This is a genomic window from Clostridium sp. HBUAS56017 (genome assembly GCF_007115085.1).
Lineage (GTDB): Bacteria > Bacillota > Clostridia > Clostridiales > Clostridiaceae > Clostridium > Clostridium cibarium.
The window spans coordinates 16,890-34,851 of record NZ_SULK01000020.1 but is presented as its reverse complement, the minus strand read 5'-3'; the positions used below and the strand labels follow the sequence as shown (position 1 = coordinate 34,851).

General features: G+C 28.6%; 13 protein-coding genes and 1 tRNA gene. 4 read left to right on the top strand and 10 right to left on the bottom strand.

Translation table 11 applies throughout. The features are described from left to right. Positions 1-14 precede the first annotated feature (14 nt). Both FAY47_RS15475 and FAY47_RS15470 read right to left on the bottom strand, forming a co-directional pair. Complete coding sequence (locus FAY47_RS15475; RefSeq protein ID WP_143317804.1) at positions 15-1,706, bottom strand: ABC-ATPase domain-containing protein; 1,692 nt, start codon at positions 1,704-1,706, stop codon at positions 15-17. After that, a complete protein-coding gene (locus FAY47_RS15470; protein WP_243129637.1) occupies positions 1,707-2,243 on the bottom strand; it encodes a DUF1836 domain-containing protein in 537 nt (178 codons plus the stop codon). It abuts the gene before it with no gap. A gap of 256 nt (positions 2,244-2,499) precedes the next feature. Here FAY47_RS15470 and FAY47_RS15465 point away from each other — a divergent pair, with 256 nt between their 5' ends. Next, positions 2,500-3,147, top strand: coding sequence for a hemolysin III family protein (locus FAY47_RS15465; protein WP_143317802.1), 648 nt, complete (start codon positions 2,500-2,502; stop codon positions 3,145-3,147). A gap of 345 nt (positions 3,148-3,492) precedes the next feature. On the opposite strand, the gene ybaK is transcribed toward FAY47_RS15465, so the two are convergent. Next, complete coding sequence (gene ybaK / locus FAY47_RS15460; RefSeq protein WP_143317801.1) at positions 3,493-3,963, bottom strand: Cys-tRNA(Pro) deacylase; 471 nt, start codon at positions 3,961-3,963, stop codon at positions 3,493-3,495. Between the two features lie 200 nt (positions 3,964-4,163). Here ybaK and FAY47_RS15455 point away from each other — a divergent pair, with 200 nt between their 5' ends. Continuing rightward, complete coding sequence (locus tag FAY47_RS15455; protein ID WP_143317800.1) at positions 4,164-5,759, top strand: ATP-binding cassette domain-containing protein; 1,596 nt, start codon at positions 4,164-4,166, stop codon at positions 5,757-5,759. Between the two features lie 274 nt (positions 5,760-6,033). Here FAY47_RS15455 and FAY47_RS15450 read toward each other — a convergent pair whose 3' ends face one another. Further along, the gene (locus FAY47_RS15450) at positions 6,034-7,758 is read right to left on the bottom strand and encodes a ferredoxin hydrogenase (protein WP_143317799.1); all 1,725 of its coding nucleotides are present in this window, start codon (positions 7,756-7,758) and stop codon (positions 6,034-6,036) included. A gap of 276 nt (positions 7,759-8,034) precedes the next feature. On the opposite strand from FAY47_RS15450, the gene FAY47_RS15445 reads away from it, so the two are divergent. Then, complete coding sequence (locus FAY47_RS15445; RefSeq protein ID WP_143317798.1) at positions 8,035-8,922, top strand: phosphatidylserine decarboxylase; 888 nt, start codon at positions 8,035-8,037, stop codon at positions 8,920-8,922. A gap of 21 nt (positions 8,923-8,943) precedes the next feature. Here the strand turns inward: FAY47_RS15445 and FAY47_RS15440 are convergent, their stop codons facing one another. The 6 genes from FAY47_RS15440 to FAY47_RS15415 form a co-directional block, all read right to left on the bottom strand. After that, positions 8,944-10,074 carry a DUF1887 family CARF protein gene (locus FAY47_RS15440; RefSeq protein WP_207706252.1) on the bottom strand — a complete coding sequence of 377 codons (1,131 nt, stop codon included), beginning with the start codon at positions 10,072-10,074 and terminating at the stop codon, positions 8,944-8,946. A 100-nt stretch (positions 10,075-10,174) separates the two neighbouring features. Continuing rightward, positions 10,175-10,249, bottom strand: a tRNA-Arg gene (locus tag FAY47_RS15435). Positions 10,250-10,322: 73 nt separating this feature from the next. Beyond that, positions 10,323-11,192 (bottom strand): HAMP domain-containing sensor histidine kinase, encoded by an 870-nt coding sequence (locus FAY47_RS15430; RefSeq protein WP_143317796.1) that lies wholly within the window; start codon positions 11,190-11,192, stop codon positions 10,323-10,325. A gap of 152 nt (positions 11,193-11,344) precedes the next feature. Next, positions 11,345-14,467, bottom strand: a complete 3,123-nt coding sequence (locus tag FAY47_RS15425) for an AAA family ATPase (protein WP_143317795.1) — start codon at positions 14,465-14,467, stop codon at positions 11,345-11,347. Next, positions 14,468-15,673: an exonuclease SbcCD subunit D gene (locus FAY47_RS15420; protein WP_143317794.1), complete on the bottom strand. Its 1,206-nt coding sequence runs from the start codon at positions 15,671-15,673 to the stop codon at positions 14,468-14,470. 64 nt (positions 15,674-15,737) lie between these two features. Next, complete coding sequence (locus tag FAY47_RS15415; RefSeq protein ID WP_143317793.1) at positions 15,738-16,535, bottom strand: DUF1189 family protein; 798 nt, start codon at positions 16,533-16,535, stop codon at positions 15,738-15,740. Between the two features lie 165 nt (positions 16,536-16,700). On the opposite strand from FAY47_RS15415, the gene FAY47_RS15410 reads away from it, so the two are divergent. After that, positions 16,701-17,858, top strand: a complete 1,158-nt coding sequence (locus FAY47_RS15410; RefSeq protein WP_143317792.1) for a L,D-transpeptidase — start codon at positions 16,701-16,703, stop codon at positions 17,856-17,858. Positions 17,859-17,962: the final 104 nt, after the last annotated feature.

Genomic DNA, 17,962 nt, shown 5'->3' with positions numbered 1-17,962 from the left:
AACTTACCTTCCTTTTACACTTCTTGAAGTTTTAGTTTTCTATATCTATTAAATGCTGACATTATCTCTTGTTTTCTAGGCATAGCTAAATTTCCATTTCCACTAAAGCTAATTAGCCCTCTACTTTTAATTGTTTTTAGTATTTCATCTACTACTTCCACTATATCTAACTTTCCATTCACTATATTTTCTTCTGCCCACTTCATAATATACCCAATTGATGTAACTTGCTCATGATCTACGATCTGTTCTACAGCTCTCAGTTCTATCTTTTCCTTATTTATATCCAAGCCATCTATTCCTAATGTCTTAATCTTTACTCCCTTAGGTCCTCTTTCAATACTTCCCTTTCTTATTACTCTATTAAATTTAATTTTTACATCTTTATCTTGTACTCGTGCTAGAATCTTTCCTGTACTTAATTCCTTTGCCTTTTTAGTAACATCATTAGGTTCATAAGCATCCATTTGGATAACAGTATCTGCCACATCGAAAAAGTCTCCTGAGCTACCTACAACTATAATAGTTGATATTCCCTTCTTCTCATACAAAGGCCTCACTACTTCAATAAAAGGTGTTATAGGTTCCTTTTCTCTTGAAACTAAACTTTGCATTACATCATCTCTAATCATAAAGTTTGTTGCAGATGTATCTTCATCTATCAAAAACAAGTTTGTTCCACTTTCTATCCCTTCTACTATATTAGCTGCTTGTGATGTACTTCCACTTGCATTTTCGCTACAAAATGATTTTGTATCTTTTCCATTTGGCAAATTATTTATAAATAAAGATATATCATCCTTATGAATTACTCTTCCATCTTCTGCTCTTACCTTTAGTGCTGTATCATCAGTAATAACAAATTCTCTTCCATCTCCTTCTATATGATTATATACTCCAAGCTCTAAAGCTCTTAATAATGTTGACTTTCCATGGTAACCTCCACCAACGATTAAGCTTACACCACATGGAATTCCCATTCCTTTTATTTCTCCTCTATTAGGGAGATTAAAAGTTACCTCTAGACTTTGGGGAGATACAAACTTTTTACCATCCTTCAAAGGTTTTGTTGATACTCCACTTTCCCTAGGTAATATTGAGCCATTAGCTACGAAAGATATTAATCCTTTTCTTGAAAGTTCATTTCTTATATGCGCTTGATCCTCAACAAGTCTTACTCTATTCATAAGACTTTCCTTATCTATATTTTCATATATAATTGAGTTATCAATTATTAGTGGCAGAAAATCATATAATATCTTTTCTAGCTCCCTAGCAAGAACGCTTCTTCCCCTAGCCGGGAACCCAACTTCTATCCTCACCTGTATCTCTTTCTCGTTTATAATAATAGCTGTTCTGTCTAATATTTCCTGTGGACATTTACTTATCAATATTAGTCCACTTTTCCCTGAACCATATACTCTTCTGGTATAAGCATTTATATTTCTATAAAATGCCCTTGTTAAAAAATCTTGTACAGCCACCTTTTTATGATATTTATTAAATAATTCTTTAGGTATCTTAGAAACTTTTTGATCCATGATTATTCTAACTTTTGAAGGAGCTGCAAAAGGATCTCCCTGAACATGGTCTATGGATAAAATATATTTATTAAAATCATATTGTCCTTCTAGCGATTTATAAGCTTTATATCCCCTTCCATCTATACTATAAATATCTTTCTTTAAATCATTGAAGTTCTTCATTTATTTTGATTCCTCCCCAAAAAATTTATCAATTAACTGTTCCCCAATTCTCCTGTACATATTACTCATCGATATCATAGAAGATACAAGCAGAAATTTCTCTTCAAAATCATCCTCCTTTGATATATCACTTAATTTATCTACCTTCTTTTTAACCGAATCTTCTAGCTCATTACTATCTGCTGTAGTTACTTTTAAATATCTCTCATATAGACTTCTTAAATCATATTCCTCACCATTCTCATACTTATTAACTATAGTTTCTAACATAAGCTTAATATCGTTAATAGATATAGCTCCTTTAAAATTGTAAATAAAACTCATTAATATTAAATGCTCTTTTGAATATTTTTTATTTTTCACAGACATTAATAGCTTTGCCTTTGCATAATTATTTATCATAGTTTTTGTTAAGACCTTATCCTCTTCTTTACGTTTTAACTTTGATAACTTACTTTCGAATAATTGAATAACCTGATCCATATATAAATCTATTTCTGGTATATCATCTAATCCTATCTTCTCATCTATATTCATATTTTGAATTAAATCTATTGTATTCTCTTTATTCACATTACCACTCCTTAACATAGTTTTAAAAACTATATATTGTTTTATATATATAATATTAATAGTATTTACGAGATATTTCAAGAAAATTGGGTAAGATATAAATATATAATTGTCAAATCGGCTAAATTTGGATTTGACTTACTTATACATATATATGATAATTTCAATATAACATGATGTAGTTATAAAAACTACATATCGTTTTACGGAGGTGCAAAAAATGACAAAACATTTAAGAGAACCTATAAACGGGTTAACTCATTTAACAGGTGCTATTTTATCACTCTTAGGACTAATTGCTCTAATTATTAAAGTAGCATCTTCTAATGGAACACTAATTCATTATGTTGCTATTGTAAGTTTTGGTGTAAGTATGATACTACTTTATAGTGCATCAGCAACTTATCATTCTGTTATTTCTAGTGATTCAGTTATTAAAGTTTTGAAGAAAATCGATCATTCCATGATTTTCATTCTTATAGCTGGCTCATACGCACCACTTTGTTTGATAGCATTGCAAAACTCTATTGGGCACACGCTATTTGTAACTGTGGCCATTGCAGCTGTTATTGGAATAGTATTTAAGATTTGCTGGGTTACTTGCCCAAAATGGGTTAGTAGCACTATTTATATAGGAATTGGATGGTTTGCTATATTTGCAATTTATCCTTTATCAAAAGTGTTAGCTTCCACTGGTATATTTTTATTAGTTCTAGGAGGGATAATGTATACAATAGGTGGAGTTATATATGCTTTAAAATCAGAAAAAATCAGAATTGGTTCCTTTGGTGGGCATGAAATATTTCATATTTTTATAATGCTAGGAACTCTATGTCATTTCTTTTGTGTATTTAATTATGTATTATAATTTGCCTGCTCTTCATTAAAAAGAAACATTTTCCTCTTTTTAATGAATTAAAAAAAGCAAAGGTGCAACCTCCATTGCCCTTTGCTTTTTATATTATATAAATTAATTTTATTTAGATTCTACTTCATTTTAAAGATTCATTGAATCTACTCTTCTAAAGAAAGTAAAGTGTATTAATTTAGAAGATTCTAAATCATCATTACTAAATACATTTGCAATAAAAACCCCTGTTATCATATAATTGCCCAGGCAATATAGTACAAAAAAATTATATTCAATTAATTTGTACTAAAGCTTACTCCGAATTTAAAATTATGTTCTCTTAAAAACTTCTATTTTCATAAACTATACTATTATAGGCTCAAACTTTGCTCCAATTATAGTAGCTATATCTAAAGGATTTGCTTCAATTTGAAGTCCTATCTTTCCAGCACTAAATACTATACTGTTAAGGTCCTTTGCTGAATTATGTATAAATGTTTTATAAAGTTTTTTCATGGCTAATGGAGAACATCCTCCTCTAATATATCCTGTATATTTATTTATATCTTTAACATGTATCATTTCTACATTCTTTTCACCAGCTGCTTTAGCTGCTTTTTTTAGATCTAATTCTTCACTAACTGGTATTACAAATACATATAATTCTTTCGAATGTCCTTGTGTAACTAATGTTTTAAATACAGAGTTTACATCTTTACCTATCTTTGCTGCAACAGCAACCCCATCTATTTTTCCATCTTTATTCTCATAAGTTATTATATTATAATCAATATTACTTTTTTCTAATAATCTCATTGCATTAGTTTTTTGCATTAATTTATCCCTCCTTTATTTGCAGTTAAATTACAACTACTACGTTTGTTAAAACTCCAAGCATGATTTCCTTTATTTTATACCTTAATTGACAAATTTGTAAACAATCTATCTTGTTAAAAAAACTCTGACTGTTCTTTATCTATTAGTTATATGGTATAATAACGAAATGAATAAAAAATGAAATGAGGTAGAATTAATTGATAACTGTATCAAATGTAAGTTTAAGATATGGCGGACGTAAATTATTCGAAGACGTTAATTTAAAGTTTACTCCTGGTAACTGCTATGGTGTCATTGGTGCAAACGGTGCTGGTAAGAGTACTTTCTTAAAGATTTTATCTGGAGAGGTTGAACCTAATACTGGTGAAGTTTCTCTAGCTCCAAATGTTAGAATGTCTGTTTTAAAACAAGATCACTATAAATATGATGATTTTGAAGTTTTAGAAACAGTAATTATGGGAAATGAAAGACTATATCAAATAATGAAAGAAAAAGATGCTTTATATGCAAAACCTGATTTTTCTGATGAAGATGGTATTAAAGCTTCTGAATTAGAAGGGGAATTTGCTGATCTTAACGGATGGGAAGCTGAATCTGAAGCCTCCTCGTTATTGCAAGGTTTAGGAATTGGAACAGAATCCCACTACAAAAAGGTTTCTGAACTTACTGGTGGAGAAAAAGTTAAAGTTCTTTTAGCTCAAGCTTTATTTGGTAATCCTGGAGTTCTAGTTCTAGACGAACCTACTAACCATCTTGATTTGAAATCTGTTAATTGGCTTGAAGAATTCCTAATCAACTTTGAAGGAACTGTTATAGTTGTATCCCATGATAGACACTTCTTAAACGCAGTTTGTACACAAATGGCAGATGTTGATTTTGGTAAGATTAAGATTTATGTTGGTAACTATGATTTCTGGTATGAATCAAGTCAACTTGCTCTTCAAATGTCTAAAGACCAAAACAAGAAGAAAGAAGAAAAGATCAAAGAGCTTCAAGACTTTATTGCAAGATTCAGTGCTAATGCTTCTAAATCTAAGCAAGCTACATCTCGTAAAAAGTTATTAGATAAGATTACATTAGATGATATTCAACCTTCAAGCAGAAGATATCCTTTCGTAGGATTCAAATCTGAGAGGGAAGTAGGTAATGATATCCTTACTGTTAAAGATCTTTCAAAGACTATTGATGGGGTTAAAGTTTTAGATAATGTAAACTTTATGGTTAATAAGGGTGATAAAATCGCTTTAATCGGTAACGAAATAGCAGTAACTACATTATTTAAAATATTAGCTGGTGAGATGGAACCAGATAACGGAAGCTATAAATGGGGAATTACTATTACAACATCTTATTTCCCTAATGATAATTCTGAATACTTCAATGATTGCAACTTATCTTTAGTAGATTGGCTTAGACAATTCTCTGAAGAAAAATCTGAAAGTTACATAAGAGGCTTCCTAGGAAGAATGTTATTCTCTGGAGAAGAGGCTTTAAAAGAAGCTAATGTTTTATCTGGAGGCGAAAAGGTAAGATGTATGTTATCTAGAATGATGCTTTCAAATGCAAATGTATTAATGCTAGATCAACCAACTAACCACCTTGATCTTGAATCAATTACAGCTGTAAATAATGGATTAAAGGACTTTAACAGCAATGTTTTATTTGCTTCTCATGACCACCAATTCATTGAAACTATAGCTACTAGAATAATTGATATTAAAGATGATGGTTCTATAGTTGACAGAACTATGACTTATGATGAATACTTAGAGTTTGCTAAAAACAATAATTAATGAAATAAATAATTCTGAGAAATAATTTTCATTCTCTCAAATTATTACTTTATAGCAATACCTATAGACAAAATACTTTTTATAAGTATTGAATCTATAGGTATTCTTTTAATTTATATTCATATAAAACTATAATAAATGGGCCAACTTTGCAAAATTAACACATCAAAGTCTAATTCCAAAACCTCCTATGCTTTTTATAAATAATAAAATGGATATGTTACTTAAAGAAACTCTTTAAAATAACATATCCATCTTATTTTAATTATATTAATTACTTAGTATATTTTAAGTGTAATAGTTCATGAGCTTTTCCATGTCCTGGTTCACCCATATATGTTTCATACATCTTCTTAATTGCTGAGTTTTCATGTGATTTTCTTATACCAGCATTCTTATCTTGGTTATACAGAACAGATGCTCTAACTGTCTTTATATCAATCTTTTCTCTATCTAAGTTATTTACATGTGGTTGTCCTCCACCATTTACACATCCCCCTGGACATGTCATAACTTCAATAAAGTGATATTCTTTACTATTCATTTTACCACTATTTACAAATCCAGCCAAGTTTGCTGCACCATTTACGACAGCAACGTTATAGTCATTTCCACCAATATTGATTGTTGCTTCCTTAATTCCGTCTAAACCTCTTACTTCAGTATAATCAACCTTATCTAAATCTTTTTTCTCTACAAAATCCTTAGCTGTTCTTATTGCAGCTTCCATAACTCCACCAGTAGCTCCAAATATAGTTCCAGCACCACTATACTCACCCATTGCTGGATCTGCAACTTCATCTTCAAGTTTAGCAAAATCAATTTTTGCATCTTTTATTAATTTTCCTAATTCTCTAGTTGTTAATACTGCATCTATTTGTCTTAATCCGTTGATTTCCATCTCTGGTCTATCAGCTTCATATTTCTTTGCTGTACAAGGCATTATAGTAACTGTAAAGACTTTTGCTGGGTCTATATCCGAGATATGTGGATAATATGTCTTTGTCGCTGTTCCAAATATTTGTTGTGGTGACTTAGCTGATGATAAATTATCTAATAACTCTGGATAATAGTTTTCAACTTGTCTAACCCAACCTGGACAACATGATGTAAACATTGGGAATGGACCATTCTTTTCAATTCTTTGAATAAGCTCTGTAGCTTCCTCCATTATTGTCATATCTGCACCAAAATTTATATCGAAAACTTTATCAAAACCTAATTTTCTTAATGATGCATATATCTTTCCTGTTACATCTTGACCATAACCCATCTTAAACAATTCACCCATTGCTGTTCTTACAGATGGTGCCATAGCTACTATTACATGCTTATCTTCATCTGCTAAGGCTTGCTTAACTCTATCTATATGACTCTTTTCACTTAACGCAGCTACAGGACATGCAGCTACACATTGACCACATAATAGACAATTTGTTTCATCAAAACATTTTTGATCTGTAGTTGTAACCATTCTCTTTCCATCAACGTTTGCTAGTTTAATTGATTCAGTTGCTGTCTTTTCTTTACACGAAGCTTGACATCTTCCGCAAAGAACACATTTTGTTCTATCTATAACTATTGATTTACTTCTTTCATCTACATATTCACTCTTATCTTCAACTACAAAAGGAGTAGTAGCTCTTCCTTTTGACTTAATAACTAATTTTAACAATTCACAATTTTCTTTTCTATTACATTGACCACATTTAAATTCATGCTTATTAAGTAAAGTAGAAACTCTTGTTTTTACTCTTTCCTGAACTTTTTCTGTATCAGTTTTGATAACCATTCCATCTTCTACCTTAGTTAAACAAGCTAGAGATAGATTGTTTTTTCCTTCTACTTCTACAGCACAAACTCCACATTTTCCTACATTTCCACATTCTTTTAAATAGCATAAAGTTGGTATGTCAATCCCATTTTGTCTAGCTGCATCAAGAATAGTAGTTCCCTCTTCTACTTGGTATGATTGTTCATTAATAATAACACTTTTCACGCCTTTAATCCTCCCTAACTTATCTCTATAAATATTTGCATTTTTGATATAATCCTTACTAGTTACTAGTTTATCATATAATTAGAGATAAACATTAATTTTCTGACAATTGTTAATTACTTATCAATCAACTATTACATTCTACTTTAGCATTAACAATATGCTAAATAATTTTATACTAATTGTATAGAATATAACTATGTGATAGACTTTTTAATGGTAATATCCTAAAATGAGTATTATACTAAACTAAAGAACTAATTAAGTGAGGTAATTATGATCAAAGTTTATAATAGAAAAACAAACACTTACGAAGAAGAAAAAGTTGCTGGAGGTAAATACATAACTTGGTGTTATGCTTCTCCTATTGGAAAAAGCTTAACAGAACTCCTAATTAAGAAAAAATTAGTTTCAAAGTTGTATGGGAAATACTGTGATACTAAATTAAGCAAAAGAAAAATTAAGACTTTTATTGATGATTTTGATATAGATATGGGTATAACAACTAAAAAGTTAGATGAATTTTCTTCTTTTAATGATTTTTTCATTAGACAATTAACTAATGAGGCTAGGCCTTTTAACACTGATATTAAAACTTTAATTTCCCCTGGTGATGGTAGATTATTAGCTTATGATAATATATCTATGAATAAACTTATTCAGGTGAAAAACCTTACCTATAGCTTATCTGAACTCTTAGGTGATGATAAGATTGCTCAAGAGTACGAAGGTGGAATTTGCATTGTATTAAGATTATGCCCTACTGATTATCATAGATTCCACTTCGTTGATTCTGGAATTCCTGGCAAAAGCAAATTTATTAATGGATCTTATTATTCAGTAAATCCAACTGCATTAGAAAGAATCCCTAAACTTTACTGCCAAAACAAACGAGAATGGTCACTATTTAAATCAGATAACTTTGGAGATATAATTCATGTAGAAGTAGGAGCAACTTGTGTAGGCACAATAGTTCAAACTTATACTCCTGGACAAAAAGTTAAAAAAGGCGAAGAAAAAGGCTATTTTAAATTTGGTGGCTCTACTACAATATTGTTCTTTAAAAAAGATACTATATCCATATCTGATGATATTTTAGTTCAAAGTTCCCTAGGATTCGAATGCAAGGTTTCAATGGGTGAAACAATAGGAACCAAAAAATAAAAAAATACCCTCTATAAAAAATTATAGAGGGTATTTTTTTTCAGTTATAATATTTTCTATCTTTTTCTTGAACATTTCTATATCTTTTCCCATAATAACCAAATTAATTCCCATTTCCTTAGCCCTATTATTAACAGTAACTTTTGACGGCTTTTTAGTAGCTACTAGTATCTTAATTGCATCTTCTCCTCCTAACCTATCACTATAAACTTTTAATTCATTTAATGCATCCTCATCATACTTTTCACTATCCTTACAAGATATACATACGAGCACTGAATCTCTAATTGCAATTACATCTAGTTCATTTCTTACCTCTTTAGCATTATTACTCCAACAGAATATCACTCCACTTTTTGTTTCATCTACTTGATCTATTTCTTTAACTATTAAGTGCGTAAGCACTTCTAACCATGTTCCACTCTTAAACAAGAATCCCTTTAAATAATTATTTTTGAAATCAACTACTATTTGATCATTTTCTTCAAAATATTCTATCCCATTAATATCACTTAAATACTTAAGTGAAGTATCCACAAGTTTTACTTCTTCTTCTTCTAAATTTCTCCTATTTATTATAACTCTATAAGAATCCCTATAATTATGTATAAAAGTATTATTGTCATATAGTTTTTGTTTATGTTTATGCCATATCTCTATGTTACTCTGTATTATTTTAGTTATATTTAAAATTTCACTTTTTTCTATTAGATATGATGATTCATCTATTATTTTAACTCCTGAAAGTTCAGTTATTTCTTTGATAGATATATCTTTTAAAGGTTCACTAACTATTCTAAAATCATTAGTAAATATATATCTTTTTTTATTTACTAAATCTACATAAATACTATCTATATTAAGTTCTGAAGCAGCTCTTGATAATATTAAAGAATCCAACTTCTCTCCTCCAGTCAAATTGACAAGTACATTTTTATATTTTTCTAGTATCATCTTTATACTTTCTATATCTTGATTTTCTACTTTTCTTATTTCAACTATACAATCAGGAAACATTTGTGAATAAATCTTTTTTGAATCTTTATCATATTCTGAAACCAGCAAAACCAAATTTTTAATTTTAAACTTTTCTACTAATAATATATTTACTTCATTATGTTCATCAAATAAGCATACAAGTGTATTAAACATCATAAATAACATCCTTTTAAATTTATTACTATATTAATTTAACCACTTCCTACTAAAAATAATCAAAAAAAGACTTAGCCTTACTGGCTAAGTCTAAAAATGGCAGGGCGTATAGGAATCGAACCCATAATGTACCGTCCGTAGCGGTAAGTTATATCCGTTTAACTAACACCCCATAACTAAATAACAGACTTATCTTATCACAAAGACAAAAATATCGCAAGTATATTTGTTAAATATATTCCATATTATAGATATATGTCTGAAAATTCTACTTCTAGTTGCTCAACCTTACTTCTTCCCCCTAGTTCATAATTAATCTCTTCATCTTCTAATAGAAGTATAGGAAGTTTCACATCAAATCTAGATCCTTCTCCTTCCTTACTATAAAGCGAAACTTTTCCACCATGTGCCACACTTAAATAATTAACTAAATCTAATCCTATACCACTTCCTGAATGCTCATTATTCTTTCGTTTAGTTGCTTGCACAAATCTATTGAATATTACCTTTTGATCTTCTTCTGATATACCTTCACCTTCATCTTGTACCGATATACTTATTTCTTTCTCATCTATGAATACTGATACTAATATTTGTGATTCACTTGGAGAAAATTTAATAGCATTTGATAATAAATTCATTACTATTCTATCTATTGCTTCCGGATCCACTGCACATATAAATTCTTCAACATTTGTATCAAAAATTATCCTTATTCCTTTTTCCTCAGCATACTTTTCTACAGATGTAACTGTATTTTCTAACATGCTAATTATCTCTATATTAGATCTTTTTAAATTATAATAGTTTTTTTCTAATTTCGATGAATCTATTATGTTATCTATAAGTTTTACTATTTTCAGACTGTTTCTTCTTATTATATCTCTATATTCTTTTCGTTTATCAACTAACTTTTTATCATTATTATCATCATATTTTAAGCATTGTAAAACACTTAATATTACGTTTATAGGATTTCTTAAGTCATGTGAAATATTTAATAGGAATTTATCTTGCAAGTCTTTAGCCTCTCTCAATTCATTTAGTAACTGTACTAACTCAAATTTGCTCATACTTTCAAAATTGCTTTTTTCTAATCTATTATTTAATTCCATCTCAATCTCCCTCTATACCATTATGTGTTATATTTTCCATTTATTTCAAATACGATACTTATATAATATCACAGTTTTTGTTTACAGACAACCTTTTTTGTAAATATATGGTTTTTATATAAATTAATTAGTATTTTAAGAGTATCTTTTTATTAATTAACGCTAAAGTTCGCACTACTTCCAGTAGCCGATATAGTTATTTCTAATTTTGACTCTATTCTCTCTTTTAATTCAGGAACGTGTGAAATTATCCCTACTAATCTTCCCCCTCTCTGCAACTCAATTAATGAATTGATAGCATTGTCTAATGATTCAGAGTCTAAAGTACCAAAACCTTCATCAATAAAAATAGTGTCTAATGATATTCCTCCAGCATTTGTTTGAACTACATCTGATAACCCTAGAGCCAATGATAATGAAGCTTTAAAACTTTCACCACCTGATAGTGTTTTTACATGCCTACACTTTCCTGTGTAGTTATCATAAACCTCAAGCTCTAATCCTTGCTGATAACTTCCTTTTCCTTTATCCTCCTTCCTCTTTAGCGCAAACCGATCCCCTGTCATCTTACTTAGTCGCAAGTTTGCAGCATCTATTATTTCTTGGAAATATGATGCTAAAACGAACCTTTCAAATGTAACGTAAGGACTTTTCTTTCCACTTGCTAAAGTAGCAAGTTCTCCTATTGTTTTGTACCTCGATTCTCTATCTTCAAATTTATATTTGATTTCCTTTATTTCCTTTAATACATTAGAATTATTTGTTGTAATTGAATATATTTCTTTTTCTTCATTATAGACATCATTCTCTATTAATCTAAGCTTCTTTATGCTTTCTTCTATTTCGTTTATATCAATTACTTCCATATCCTTCGTTTTATCTTGTAGCTCTATAAATTTATCCCTAATTGATTTGAACTCCTCGTTAAACTTATTGATCTCACTTTTAAGAACTTCCTCCTTACCAATTAAATTTGTAATGCTTTTATAATCTTCATAATTATTAAATCCACATGTTTGTATTTTTTCTTCTAGCAAAGATTTTTTAGTTTGTATTTCTTCTTCCAATTCTTTTATTATCTTTTCAATTCCCTTAGCTTTTGTTTCTTTTGAAGTTAATTCATTATTATATTTATTTACACTTTCCAAAGCTAATTTTAATTGTTCATTATACTTATTTAACTTATCTTTAAGTTTATTTATTCTATCATCTAATTCTGTAATAGATTTTATATCTTTTGGCAAATCACTTTCTAATGACTTCAAAGTTTCTTCTTCTCCCTTAAGGCTGCCGTAAATTGTTGTATGCTCACTATTTATATCTTCTAACAATTTTTCTTTTACTTTAAGTTCTTCATCTATTTTAACTAACCTAAAATTTATAGACTCTTTTTTAGATATTTCTTTATTGATTGCCTCTACCTCTTCCTTCAGTTCATTAATCTTATTTCCTATACTTTTCCCTGATACTAATACCTTTTCCTCTGTATATTCATTAAAACTTTTACTACACTCTATAACTTCTGATAAATTATATAACTTCTTATTAATTACTTCATCCAACAAATTATCAGCTGACGACCTTATCTTTGTTAATTCTAACAAACTCTCATTATATTCTTTTTGATGAAATTCGAAGATCTTTTTGCTAGCTTCTAACTCATCTTCTGTAGGTACATTATTCAACCTTTTAGCTGGATTTGGATGTTTCACTGATCCACAAACAGGACAAGGAGATTCATCTACAAGCTTCATAGCTAATATTCCAGCTTGTTCTTTCATATATAATTCCTCTTTTTCTTCAAACTCCTTCTTTTTCTCAATATATACCTGTTCCTTAGATAAAAACTTTACACTTAATTCTTCATGGATCTTGTTCAATTCCTTAAACTTGGTAATTCCTTTATATAAATCTCTAACTTCTTGAATTTTCTTATTATTCTCTTCTATATCCTTTTCTAAAATTATCTTTCTCTTCTCAAACTCAGATATTTCTTTAATCAAGTTTTCTTTTTCTTTTTTCTCTATTTTAAGGAATTCAATAGATTCTTTTTCTTTCTTAGTTAATTCAATATTTTTTTTCAACTTTATACTTAAATCATTAATATTATTAATCTTATTATCAAATTCAATTATTTTGGGTCTCTTTTCACTTAGTGAATTTATTTGCTCTGATAACTTTGATCTTTCTTCTTCTCTATTCTCTTCAACCTTTAAAGAATTTTTAGCCTCATCTAATTTCTCTTTTATATCTATAATTGCGTTATTACATTCAATATTATCAGTAATTTTTATTTCTTTATTATTTATTTGTTTTAATAGCTCCTCTTCAATATAGGTAATTTCTCTCGCCCTATTTAACTTATCCCAAAGTATTTCTTTTTCTTTTATAAATTCTTTTTCATTTGTCATTTTTTCTAAAGTTGCTTTAGTGTTATTTTTTTCTTCTATTAATTTATTGATATTTTGTCCATTGATCTTTTCTTCACTAAATCTATCAATTTCTTTTTTAACTCTATTTAATCTTTTCTGAGTTTCATCATATTTTGCTTTACTTTCTTTAATTAACTTTTCAAGTATTTGTATTATAGCATCAAATTCTACATAATCACCTACGTCTATTTTCTCTTCACACCTAACATTTTTAACGTATGCCTTTACTCTTTCTTTTGAACTTTCTAATTCCTTATAAATAATTCTAGCCCTATCATATAAGAGAGTTTGAATTTTCTCATATGTGTATGTACCAAATATCTTTCTAAATATAATTTCTCTCTCTTTAGAATCTGCTAAAAGAAGTTTTTTAAATTCCCCTTGAGGCAACATAACTATCTGTTTAAACTGTTCTTTATTTATACCTAAAAGTTCATTTATCTTGTTACTAACATTATTATTCCCAGTCTTAACTTTACCATCAGGTAGTATTAATTCTGCCTCTGAACTTTGAGTAGTAAATCCTTCTCCCTTAACTTTAGGTTTTAATTGTTGAGGAATTCTTCTAATATGGTACTTTTGCCCTCTTAACTCAAAATCTAATTCTACAAATGTTAATCTATCAGCTGCTGAAAAATCACTTCTTAATGAATCATTTTCTCTTGCACTCCCGCTAGCTTCTCCAAATAAAGCATAGCTTATAGCATCAAATATAGTTGTTTTTCCTGCTCCTGTAGAACCTGTAATCAAAAAAATATTCTTTCCATTTAATAATTGAAAATCTATAACTTCCTCTTTTGCATATGGTCCAAATGCAGATATAATTAGTTTCAAAGGTCTCAATTAAAATTCCTCCTTCCTAAGAACCTCATTTATAACATCTTTTATAATAGTTTCTTTTTCCTTTGTAAATTCTCCATCACCAAGACTATCATAATATTCTTTAAATAAATCTATTTCCGATTTATTTCTATATCCTTCCGATGCTGCTGTAGCACTCTCTCCTATACTTTTTCTCTCTTCCCTTTTAAGTAACATTATATTAGGATATACAGATCTAAGTTTTCCTATTGGATCTAACAATTCTCCTTCATCAGTTAATATAGCTTGAATATAATCTTCACAAGTACTATCCTCATTCTTTGCAACCTTTATCAATTCTTCTATAGGTCCTTTAATTATCCTCATTTCTCTAAGTGGTTTTATTTCTTCTTGTCTAATAATTAGTTTTTTATTTTCTTTTGTTTCAATTATGGTTACACCTTTTTTATGATTTACTTCTGAAAAGGAATACTTTAGCAGCGACCCTGAATATCTAATACCTTCCCGTCCCACTTTTTGCCTTCCATGTAGGTGTCCTAATGCAACATAATCAAAACTTTTAAATACTTCTCCATCAATCAAATCCGTCCCACCAATTGATAAAGGTCTTTCTGAATCTGATGTCTGTATCTCAGCTATCTTATACTTATCTTCATCTTCACTGTTTATGGCTTCTTCTCTCTTTCCTGTAACATATCCATGAGCTACAATTATATTTATAGAATCACTATTAAACTTCTCTTCAATTCTAGAGATTATAGCTTTCATAGCATCATTATGACTTCTTATGTTTGAATCATTATATCTTTTCCTTATCACTGCTGGATCCACATACGGAATTAAATAAAAATTAACCTCTTCATTTTTATCCTTTAAATTTACAACCTTTATATCTTCTTCTAGTACACCAGCTATATATAAACCTTCTCTTTCTAGTATTTCACTTCCAAAAGCAAGTCTTTCGCCACTGTCATGATTCCCTGAAATCGCAACTATCTTAACTTTATTTTCAATTAAAATTCTTTTAAGTGTTTCATTTAACAATTCTACTGCTTCAACAGGAGGAATAGATCTATCATATATATCTCCTGCAATTATTAACACATCTGGTTTTTCTTTTTTTATTAGTTCTATCAACTTATTCAAAACATATTTTTGATCTTCTATCATAGAAAATTCATTTACAATCTTTCCTATATGCCAGTCTCCAGTATGAATTATCTTCATGATTAATCCTCCTAATTATTATCTGAATCTGTAATATAATAAAAAGTGGCATAGCCACTTTTTATTATAAATTTATTTCTTTTCTTAAATCATTTAATATTATGTAAGTAAATATTATCGTTCCAACCATACCAGCTGTATCAAATGGAACGTTCGGAACTAATATAGTTAATATCAATATTAAAATGTTTGGAAAAGTTGCTGTATATATTGCTAATGAGAATAGCTCCTCAAGTTCCATGTTTAACTTGAATAATTTGCTTGGAATTAATGATAAAACACCTATCATCAATGCTACCATCAAGTAGAATATAAATTCTTGTATAATATAAACTATAGCAATTAACACCATGATAGGAAGTTTTATATTTCGAATCATATCTATTAATGTTTTATTATCAAATCCATTCATTATACCTAATTCATTATAATTATACTTCATTTGACTAATTCCTGAGTTATTTGAATTTACAACAATCCCATCATTCAGCATTAATATATATGTGCCTTCATTAACTATTGTAGAATTACTTAGCTTGGCACTTTCACTTATAGTTATATCTTTATCCATATAAATGATCATATTATTTTCTTCGATTTTTAAAGGTGTATTTACCAAATTTAACTGTCCATTAACAATAGAAAATTTATATTTTTCATCACTTATAATTCTAATTGTTTCATTGCTAGAATTATTAAAACCTATACTCTTAATTATTCCTTTTATTCCACCAATAAAAATAGTTAAAATAAGGGCATATAAAATAGCTTTTTTTATTCCTTCTTTTCTGTAACTCGGAAATTCTTTTAAGTTATATATCGAATTAATGATTTTTTTAAAAATATTATCTCCTTTAGTCATTTTACACTCCTATTCTAATTTGTTTAAATTATCATGGTTACATATATTATAATTTTAACCATACTATCTCCATTATTACAACCTAATTTATCGATTTATTGTTTAAGTTGTACAAATAATGTCAATATTATATGTATATTGCATTGTTAGGAGGTTTTTATTTAGATGAAAAAATCACAATTTAACTTTAGTAGAAACATCACAAAAAAAAGTAGCTTAAAACTTAAAATATTTATTGTTTTACTTTTTATGTTAGTAAGCACACTAACACTTTGTGAATACTTAAATTATAAAACTTTATTTAATGACTTTTCATCTAACTTTGATCAAAAGAAGTTTTCCAATGCTAATAACATATTGCTTAAAGAAGAAACACTTAACCCGTTTAAGTCAATTCTACTAAAAAGTGACTTGAAAAATTACTTTTCCCAAAAGTTAAATACACTCTCTCATGAAGTTGAAGTTGAAAACATAAATGAACAATCTATATTAGAATTAATTAATGAAATAAAGAGATATGATATTCCACTAGATAGTTCTAATAATTCTATAACTAACTTAGACAATTCCTATAACTCTGGAGTTGCCTTATTTGACTCTGGAAAATATATTTATGCTTATAATGTCTTTTCAAATATAAAATACACTGATGATAATTATCCTAGCGCTGTTGAATATATTAGAAAATGTAAAGAGCATATAATTTCTGGCATAATATCAAAGTCAACTGCTCTTATTAATGTGAAAGATTATGATAAGGCATTATCATTGTTAGATAGTGTAAATTATATTGTTGGTGATAATGAATCTATTGTATCTAAAATTGAGGAGATTAAAGCTTATCAAAGTTATTCAAACTCCAATGCTAATGCAACTCAACCAACCTCTTCAAAAGTTGCTAATATAACTATATCAAATATAAATACACTTTCTTTGGATAGTAATACACCTTACTTAATCCAAGTTGATTTGAACAATCAAAAGACTAACATTTATAAAGGCAAAAAAAATTCTTGGAACTTAGTTAAGTCTTTTTGTTGTTCTACTGGAATTAATGGAGAAGAAACTCCTAAAGGAACTTACACTATAAAAGAAAAAGGTAAATGGTTTTTCTCTAACAGCTATAAACAAGGTGGAAAGTACTGGGTTCAATTTAATGGAGACTATTTATTCCACTCACTACCTTATAACGAAGATAAAAGCAAGATAGTTGACTTTACCCTAGGTAAACCTGCCTCCCATGGTTGTGTTCGTCTTGGAGAATCAGATTCAAAATGGTTATTTGATAACATTCCTAGAGGAAGTAAAGTAATAATTCAATAACTACCTTCATTTAATAGTATCTAACCTTAGTAGATTATTTCTCAGGAAATAAAAATTTCAATTGCTAAGAAGTAAGCAATTCATAGCACTCTTTAAATAAAATG

Excerpts from the sequence above, each read along its gene's own strand:
- FAY47_RS15420 (WP_143317794.1), bottom strand. The coding sequence starts at position 15,673 with ATGAAGATAATTCATACTGGAGACTGGCATATAGGAAAGATTGTAAAT.
- FAY47_RS15470 (WP_243129637.1), bottom strand. The coding sequence starts at position 2,243 with ATGAATATAGATGAGAAGATAGGATTAGATGATATACCAGAAATAGAT.
- FAY47_RS15465 (WP_143317802.1), top strand. The coding sequence starts at position 2,500 with ATGACAAAACATTTAAGAGAACCTATAAACGGGTTAACTCATTTAACA.
- FAY47_RS15475 (WP_143317804.1), bottom strand. The coding sequence starts at position 1,706 with ATGAAGAACTTCAATGATTTAAAGAAAGATATTTATAGTATAGATGGA.
- FAY47_RS15430 (WP_143317796.1), bottom strand. The coding sequence starts at position 11,192 with ATGGAATTAAATAATAGATTAGAAAAAAGCAATTTTGAAAGTATGAGC.
- FAY47_RS15445 (WP_143317798.1), top strand. The coding sequence starts at position 8,035 with ATGATCAAAGTTTATAATAGAAAAACAAACACTTACGAAGAAGAAAAA.
- FAY47_RS15440 (WP_207706252.1), bottom strand. The coding sequence starts at position 10,074 with ATGTTTAATACACTTGTATGCTTATTTGATGAACATAATGAAGTAAAT.
- ybaK (WP_143317801.1), bottom strand. The coding sequence starts at position 3,963 with ATGCAAAAAACTAATGCAATGAGATTATTAGAAAAAAGTAATATTGAT.
- FAY47_RS15410 (WP_143317792.1), top strand. The coding sequence starts at position 16,701 with ATGAAAAAATCACAATTTAACTTTAGTAGAAACATCACAAAAAAAAGT.
- FAY47_RS15415 (WP_143317793.1), bottom strand. The coding sequence starts at position 16,535 with ATGACTAAAGGAGATAATATTTTTAAAAAAATCATTAATTCGATATAT.